The organism is Filifactor villosus (assembly GCF_042652965.1).
Taxonomy (GTDB): domain Bacteria; phylum Bacillota; class Clostridia; order Peptostreptococcales; family Filifactoraceae; genus Filifactor; species Filifactor villosus.
Window position 1 is genome coordinate 289,693 of sequence record NZ_JBHSHL010000014.1, and the last position, 7,891, is coordinate 297,583.

Here is a 7,891-nt window from a genome sequence, read left to right on the forward strand (position 1 = left end):
TTTTATAACTTCGAAGAAACATCGAAAGTTTGCCTTTGTGCGGTGTTTCCTTTATGGAAAAGGACAGTTCCCTCCCTTCCGTCGAAAAACAACGCCTAATTGTACTAAAGACCAAAGCTGCTCGGCAACACCGTACAATTCGAAAGAACAAGGTAAGACTATTCTTTCTTTGAATTATGGATATAAAACAATCTGTGACCTATAGAAGATAAACCGATTGTTCGTGGGTTGAAAAACAGATATATCCATACTTCTATTGAAAAATAGTATAAGACCTGATTTATATGAAAATCAACATTAAAATACCGCCCCTTTTACAGGGGCGGTACTTTAATGTTATAAACTATCTTTTTACAGTTGCTTCTCTGTAATCTACCGGTCCCAGCGGAGATTTCGGTGCATTTTCAATGCCTTCTCTAAACATAACAGCGTTTGTGTAGTAGTAGATCGGCATTACAGGCATATCTTCCATAAGGACTTTTTCCGCTTCCAACATAGCTTGATCTCTCTCTGCTCCCAAAGAAGATTTCGCTTTTGCGATCGCTTCATCGTATTTCGGGTTGGAGTAATCCGCATCGTTGTTTCCTCCGCCTGTTACCCACATATCAAGGAAGGTCATCGGGTCTACATAGTCTCCGATCCATCCGTGTCTTGCGATTACATATTGCTTAGTATTTCTTGTTGTTTGGAATACCTTCCACTCTTCGTTACGAAGCTCTACGTTGATACCCAAGTTGTCTTTCCACATTGCTTGAATTGCTTCTGCAATAGCTTTGTGTCCTTCACTTGTGTTGTAGAGGATTTCAACTGCAGGGAAGCCTTCTCCGTTCGGATATCCCGCATCTGCAAGAAGTTTTTTAGCTTCTTCCACTTTAGACAAGTCTTCCGCCATTCCGTGATCTCCGGATGTTTCTTGGAAATCTTTTCCGTCGGACATCGGAATACCTGCCGGTACAAATCCTTTTGCAGGCATTTGTCCCGCCTTTGTAACCTGCTCAACAATCTGTTTTCTGTCGATTGCATAAGCCAGAGCTTTACGAACCTCAGGCTTGTTTACAGGCTCTGCATTTACGTTGAATACATAGAAGTAATCTCCCAAGTAAGGATAGATCTTGAAGTTCGGATCGTTCTTTTCTTGCAATAATGCAATTTGCTCGGAAGGAACAGCTTCCATATAGTCAATCTCTCCTGCTTCAAATGCCGAGAACGCTGTAGAAGATTCTACGATGAATACATAGTCGATACCGTCCAGTTTTACCTTGTCTGCATCGTAGTAGTTTTCATTTTTTACAAGTTTCATAACGTCATCGTGGTTCCACTCGGTTACCTTGAACGGTCCGTTACTGATGTAGGTTTCCATATTGAGTGCCCATCCCTCGGGATCCGCACTTACAATGTCTTCTCTAACAGGCATGTATGTCGGGAATGCCAACAATTCCAAGAAGTACGGAACCGCACTTTCCAAAGTGACTTCCAAAGTTTTGTCGTCCACCGCTTTTACTCCGAGATCATCAAGAGACATTTCGCCCGCATTGATCTTCTCCGCATTTTTCAGATAGTACATTTGATATGCGTACTCCGCTGCCGTAGCAGGATCTACTGCACGTTTCCAAGCATATACGAAATCTCCCGCTTTTACGGGTTGTCCATCGGTCCATTTCGCATCTCTGAGATGGAAGGTGTAGGTTACCCCGTCTTCACTTACTTCCCATGACTCCGCCATACCCGGAACCGCTTTTTGGTTCTCATCTACCCTACATAGTCCCTCAAAGGCACTTTGGATGACTTGGTGACCGTCTACCGCACTGTTGAGTGCAGGGTCAATGGTCTTCGGATCGGAACCCAAGTTGTGAATAATGACACCGCCACCTGCCTGAGCCGGTTCTTCGGTCGTTGTGCCACCGTCTGTCGGAGCAGGCTGTTCACCTGTTTCCTTGCTACCGCCGCAGCCTGCCAGAAGAGTAACTCCAAGCACAGCTGCCAGAGAAAGAGCTATCAATCGCTTTTTCAATTTCATTCCCTCCTTAAAAATAATAAAATTAAATGTCTATATAATAGGTCTACAACCTTTATATACAAGAATTCTTTCTATTTTCCGTTGTAAAGATGGCAGGCACAATAGTGTCCCGGACTGAGTTCTCTAAACACCGGTTCTTCTTTTGAACAGATGTCCATCGCATAGTTGCATCTTGTTCGGAATCTGCATCCCGAAGGCGGGTTCATAGGGCTTGGAACATCTCCTTCCAAAAGGATACGTTGGTTGTTTTTTGCAATATTCGGATCCGGTACGGGGATTGCAGAAAGCAACGCTTGGGTATAAGGATGCTTGGGTTCATTATACAATTCATCCGCAAACGAGAGTTCCACAATCTTGCCCAAGTACATTACCCCGATCCGATCGGAGATATATTTTACCATCGAAAGGTCGTGGGCGATGAAGAGGTAGGTAAGACCTCTTTCTTTTTGGAGATCCTCAAGCATATTTACAACTTGAGCCTGGATGGATACGTCCAATGCGGAAATCGGCTCGTCACAGATAATGAAGTCGGGTTCAACTGCAAGTGCTCTTGCAATACCGATCCTCTGTCTTTGCCCTCCCGAAAACTCGTGAGGATATCTCGCTGCATGGTCCGGGTTCAATCCTACGGCATCCAAGAGATCTTCAACGACCTTCTTTCGACCTTCCTTCGGACCGATATCGTGTATGTCCAGGGGCTCACGAATGATATCTCCTACCGTCATCCTTGCATTGAGAGAAGCATAGGGATCTTGGAATATCATCTGAATGGACTTACGATACTGCTTCATCTCGGCACTGCTGATCTTGCTGATGTCATTGCCTTTGTAGATGATGCTTCCTTCGGTCGGGTCGTAGAGGCGGATGATGGTTCTCCCCGTAGTTGATTTTCCACAACCGGACTCTCCGACAAGACCCAAGGTCTCTCCTCTTCGGATAAAGAAGGATACGTCATCGACCGCTTTTACATATTTTTTATTTTTATTAAAGAAGCCGTCCGATACATCGAAATACTTCTTTAAGTTTTTGACCTCTATTAGTATTTCAGCATTTTCGTTATACATGGTTTACCCCCTTAAGAAATCCTTCTACCGTAGGTGCATCCTTATGAAGCAGCCAACACGCGGACTTATGTGTTTCACTCAATTTTGCATAGGGCGGCATCTTGCTCATGCAAACGTTCATAGCATAATCACATCTGGGTGCAAACGGACAGCCCGCAGGCGGTTTCAACAGATCCGGAGGTGTTCCGTCGATCGGTATCAATCTCTCCTTATGCTCCTTATCCGCCAATTTCGGAATGGACTTCAAAAGTCCCAAGGTGTAGGGATGTTGCGGTGAATAGAAGATCTCTTCCGTGGTTCCTTCCTCCATGATCAAACCGCCGTACATAACGATAATCCTGGAACAGACATCAGCTACAACTCCCAGATCGTGGGTGATGAGAATGATGGAGGTCTCCAAGTGATTCTTGAGATCCTTCATCAATTCGAGGATCTGTGCCTGGATTGTAACATCCAAGGCCGTGGTCGGCTCATCCGCAATTAACAGGGACGGCTCACAGGACAACGCCATAGCGATCATCGCCCTCTGTCTCATACCGCCGGAAAATTCGTGCGGATACTGCTTCAATCTGCTCTCGGGAGACGGAATCCCTACCAGACGCAACATTTCAATCGCCTTCTTGTCCAAGTCGGCTCCGCTCAAATTCTGGTGGGTTCTTATCGCCTCTTTGATCTGATTCCCGATGGTAAAAACGGGATTCAACGAGGTCATCGGATCCTGAAATATCATCGATATCTCATTTCCTCGAATGTGCTGCATTTCCTTTTCCGTTTTCTTTTCAATATGTTCTCCCTTGAAGATGATCTCTCCTCCGACCACCTTTCCCGGATATACGAGCAATCTCATTACGGAAAGCGAGGTCACGGATTTGCCCGAACCGGACTCTCCTACGATCCCTATTGCTTCCCCCTTATCCAAGTGAAAATCTACACCTCTGATCGCCTTTACTTCTCCAACGTGCGTAAAGAACGAGGTGTGCAGATCTTTTACTTCCAAAAGACGCTTTGACATAGTATTTCTCCCCCTTACTTACGCATTTTCGGATCAAGCGCATCTCTCAGGCCGTCGCCTAAGAAGTTGAACGCCAAGATGATCAAACACAGTGTTGCCGCCGGAAAAAACAAGAGATGCGGATAAATTTGGAACTTATCCAACACATCGTTACACAAACTTCCCAAGGATGCTCTCGGTGCCGAAATCCCCAAGCCTATGAAAGATAGGAAGGATTCGGTAAAGATTGCACTTGGAATCGACATTGTGAGGTTGACAATAATCGGTCCCATCGCATTGGGAATCAGATGGCTGAACAATATCCTCTTGGAGGAAGCTCCGAGGACTCTCTCCGCCATAACGAACTCCTGCTCCTTGAGAGAGAAGATCTGCCCCCTTACAATCCTCGCCATTCCCAGCCAATAGACTGTACCGATCGCGATCAAAATATTTTTCATTCCCTTACTCTCCGGCATGATGACCATAAGGAGGATAACATACAGGGTAAGAGGAATGGTGCTTAAAATATCTACAACTCTCATCATAAAGTTGTCCACTTTTCCGCCGGCATAACCCGCAACTCCTCCATAAGAAACACCGAGGGTCAAGTTGATGATGGAAGCTACGATACCGACGATAAGGGATACCTTTGTCCCGTATATAACACGAATAAACAGGTCACGTCCATGTGCATCCGTACCGAAGATGTGCTTTGCACTTGCCATCTGATTCGTTCTCGACAAGTCCTGTGCATCGTAGGTGTAAGGATATACATAGGGCAGTACGATCACCATAATACAAAGCAGGATAAGAAAGATCAGAGAACCGACTGCAAGCTTGTTTTGCTTGAGTCTTCTCCATACGTCCTGCCAATAAGTCAAGGAAGGACGGACGATCTTTTCGGCATCTTTACGTTCCTGAGTGACGAGTTCAAAATCACTCTTATTCAATTTTATATTGTTCATTGATTCCATAATATCCTCCCGCTACTTATTAATTTTGATTCTGGGATCGATGAAACCGTAGATCAAATCCACCAGGAAGATAACAACTACCAGGATGACGGAGTAAAAGATGGTCACTCCCATGATCACGGTATAATCCCTGTTCGAGATACTCTCAACAAACATACGTCCCATACCCGGAACGGCAAAAATCTTCTCTATGACGAAGGAACCCGTCAAGATCGCTGCTGCCAAAGGGCCCAAATAAGTAACGACGGGGATCAGAGCATTTTTCAGCGCGTGTTTGAATACAACGACGGTTTCTGAAAGTCCTTTTGCTCTTGCAGTTCTGATATAGTCCTGATTGATGACCTCAAGCATGGAGGATCTCGTCAATCTCGCCACATAAGCTACGGAGCTTATTCCAAGAGCAATTGTCGGTAATATTCTACTCTTCCAAGATGCCCATCTCGATGTAGGCAGAAGCTTGTATTTTACCCCGAAGAAGTAAATCAACAAGGTTGCCAGTACGAAACTCGGAATCGTGACTCCCAGTACCGCAAAAAAGATCGTGGTCCTGTCGATCCAAGTTCCCTGTTTCAAGGCGGCGACAACTCCGAGCGGAATCCCCAAGATCACAATCAAAAGAATCGCCCAGCCCCCCAATTCCGCTGAAACGGGAAACCCGTCAAAGATGAGGTCGGTGACGTTACGTCCCATGTACTTCATGGAAGGCCCGAAATCTCCTCTGACTACACCGGAAACATAATCCACATACTGCTCGCTTAACGGTTTGTCCAGATTGAACTTTTCCATCAAGGCTTTTTCAATCGCCGGAGGCAATTTCTTCTCGCCGGTAAACGGGTTACCGGGAATTGCGTGCATCATAACGAAGGTCAAGGTAATAACAAAAAACAGGGTTATTACCATTGAAAAGACTCGTTTTGCAACATACTGTCCCATACTATCTTCCCCTTTTTCTATGGTATTGTGGTTATCGGGATAGAGGCAGATGCGATACGTTTATTTAATACATTTTTTCTGATTATGTAACAAACAGTTTGACTTGCATTTTGCTTTTCGTCCCCCAATAACAGAGTAAAGATAGCAACTCAATTCGCTAACCTATTTGATTTACTATCTTTTACTTATCTACATCTTAACATACATAATCAAAAAAATCTATCTTTTTTTGTGACATATCTAATTTTTCTAATTTTTCTATTTTATAAAAAAACTCATTTGATAATACGTTTTATTTGTTTGTGTCGTTTAAAATTCAACAAAGGTTCTTTTTATTTCCTGCATTTCATATTATAATAGTCGTGGAAGACTATCACAAATCAATAGGAGGTTTTAACTATGCCACTGATGAATACCGTTCAAATGTTCAAGGATGCCTACGAAGGAAAATATGCAATCGGAGCATTTAATGTCAACAATATGGAGATTATTCAGGGAATTGTCTCTGCGGCAAAGAAAGAAGATTCCGCTCTGATCCTTCAGGTTTCCGCAGGAGCAAGAAAATATGCAAATCCGATCTACCTTCGCAAGTTGGTGGAGGCCGCTATCGAAGAGACCGATCTTCCGATCGCTCTTCACTTGGACCACGGAGACAGTTTTGAGCTTTGTAAACAATGTATCGATGACGGATTTACCTCCGTTATGATCGACGGTTCCGCTCTGCCCTTTGAGGAGAACATCCGTCTGACAAAACAGGTCGTGGAGTATGCCAAAGAAAGAGGAGTATCCGTCGAAGCCGAGCTCGGAAAACTTGCCGGCGTAGAAGATGAGGTCAATGTGAGCGCGGAAGATGCCACCTATACCGATCCGGATCAGGCAGTCGAGTTCGTCGAAAGGACGGGAGTCGATTCCTTGGCGATCGCTATCGGAACAAGCCATGGTGCTTACAAGTTCTCGGGAGAGCCTAAGTTGGATTTTGCACGTTTGGAGAAGATATCCAACCTTCTTCCCATGTATCCTCTTGTGCTTCACGGAGCATCCTCGGTTATTCCGGAATATGTAGAGCTTTGTAACAAGTACGGCGGAGAGATTCCCGGAGCAAAGGGAGTTCCTGAAGAGATGCTCCGAAAAGCCGCTACCTTCGGGGTATGTAAGATCAATGTCGACACCGATTTGAGAATGGCGATGACGGCTGCGATAAGAGAAGTTTTGGCGACCCAACCTTCCGAGTTCGATCCTAGAAAATATCTGGCACCCGGAAGAGCAAACATCGAGAAGATCGTTCAGCATAAGATCCGCAATGTATTCGGCTGCAACGGTTCCGCTCTGAAATTAAAATAAGATTAACCTTCTCTTGTACAAAAAGTCCGGTTTGAGGAAACCTTCCTCTGACCGGATTCTTTGATTTATACTGAAATGTGACACGTATCTTATCGTTTAGGCAAATGTCGCATGATTCGCATTATCGCTATAAGTCGGATTTTATATGAAGGATAGAATTTCTAACAACATTTATTTCACAAGGTTTTTGTACCTCATAAAACAAGATATGTTCTTGTTCAGTATTTCGTCCGTCAAAATATCTATAATCCTGATTGTGTTAAGGAAACACCATGCAAAGTCAAACGTCTGATCTTTGATCCAGTTAATAAAATACTAAGGCTTTTTAAAATCAATGATTTTAAAAACTTTATCCTTCGTACAAAAGTAGTTTTATGCTGATTTTTCAAATTATGCGGTATCGCCTTAAGATTGAAAATATTTCTGAACAGACAAAAAAACGGAGCTTGCAAATCAAGTCTTCGAATCAAAATGATGATAAAACAGTTCCAAACAAAAAAGTCCTGAGTTTCTGAGTTAAAAACAGAAAGAATGCCCGTTTTAGTTGGAATTTCAATAAAATCGGGATATT

At 43.9% G+C, this 7,891-nt stretch carries 7 protein-coding genes; 1 reads left to right on the forward strand and 6 read right to left on the reverse strand.

Going from position 1 to position 7,891, the window contains the following annotated elements:
- Positions 1–343: 343 nt before the first annotated feature.
- The 5 genes from ACFO4R_RS05065 to ACFO4R_RS05085 form a co-directional block, all read right to left on the reverse strand.
- The gene (locus tag ACFO4R_RS05065) at positions 344–2,011 is read right to left on the reverse strand and encodes a peptide ABC transporter substrate-binding protein (protein WP_379787953.1); all 1,668 of its coding nucleotides are present in this window, start codon (positions 2,009–2,011) and stop codon (positions 344–346) included.
- A 77-nt stretch (positions 2,012–2,088) separates the two neighbouring features.
- Positions 2,089–3,081, reverse strand: coding sequence for an ABC transporter ATP-binding protein (locus ACFO4R_RS05070; RefSeq protein WP_379787954.1), 993 nt, complete (start codon positions 3,079–3,081; stop codon positions 2,089–2,091).
- On the reverse strand, positions 3,074–4,093 hold the full coding sequence (locus ACFO4R_RS05075; RefSeq protein ID WP_379787955.1) for an ABC transporter ATP-binding protein: 1,020 nt from the start codon (positions 4,091–4,093) through the stop codon (positions 3,074–3,076). Before ACFO4R_RS05075 ends, ACFO4R_RS05070 begins: the two co-directional genes overlap by 8 nt.
- A gap of 14 nt (positions 4,094–4,107) precedes the next feature.
- On the reverse strand, positions 4,108–5,046 hold the full coding sequence (locus tag ACFO4R_RS05080; RefSeq protein WP_379787956.1) for an ABC transporter permease: 939 nt from the start codon (positions 5,044–5,046) through the stop codon (positions 4,108–4,110).
- Between the two features lie 12 nt (positions 5,047–5,058).
- Positions 5,059–5,979 carry an ABC transporter permease gene (locus ACFO4R_RS05085; RefSeq protein ID WP_379787957.1) on the reverse strand — a complete coding sequence of 307 codons (921 nt, stop codon included), beginning with the start codon at positions 5,977–5,979 and terminating at the stop codon, positions 5,059–5,061.
- A 399-nt stretch (positions 5,980–6,378) separates the two neighbouring features.
- Between ACFO4R_RS05085 and fba the strand changes: the two genes are divergently transcribed.
- A complete protein-coding gene (fba, locus tag ACFO4R_RS05090) occupies positions 6,379–7,320 on the forward strand; it encodes a class II fructose-1,6-bisphosphate aldolase (protein WP_379787958.1) in 942 nt (313 codons plus the stop codon).
- A 242-nt stretch (positions 7,321–7,562) separates the two neighbouring features.
- Here fba and ACFO4R_RS05095 read toward each other — a convergent pair.
- Positions 7,563–7,891: hypothetical protein (locus ACFO4R_RS05095; protein ID WP_379787959.1), on the reverse strand; the 329-nt coding region annotated here is incomplete at its 5' end.

Coding starts and splice junctions, on each gene's coding strand:
- ACFO4R_RS05070 (WP_379787954.1), bottom strand. CDS start 3,081: ATGTATAACGAAAATGCTGAAATACTAATAGAGGTCAAAAACTTAAAG.
- ACFO4R_RS05075 (WP_379787955.1), bottom strand. CDS start 4,093: ATGTCAAAGCGTCTTTTGGAAGTAAAAGATCTGCACACCTCGTTCTTT.
- ACFO4R_RS05080 (WP_379787956.1), bottom strand. CDS start 5,046: ATGGAATCAATGAACAATATAAAATTGAATAAGAGTGATTTTGAACTC.
- ACFO4R_RS05085 (WP_379787957.1), bottom strand. CDS start 5,979: ATGGGACAGTATGTTGCAAAACGAGTCTTTTCAATGGTAATAACCCTG.
- fba (WP_379787958.1), top strand. CDS start 6,379: ATGCCACTGATGAATACCGTTCAAATGTTCAAGGATGCCTACGAAGGA.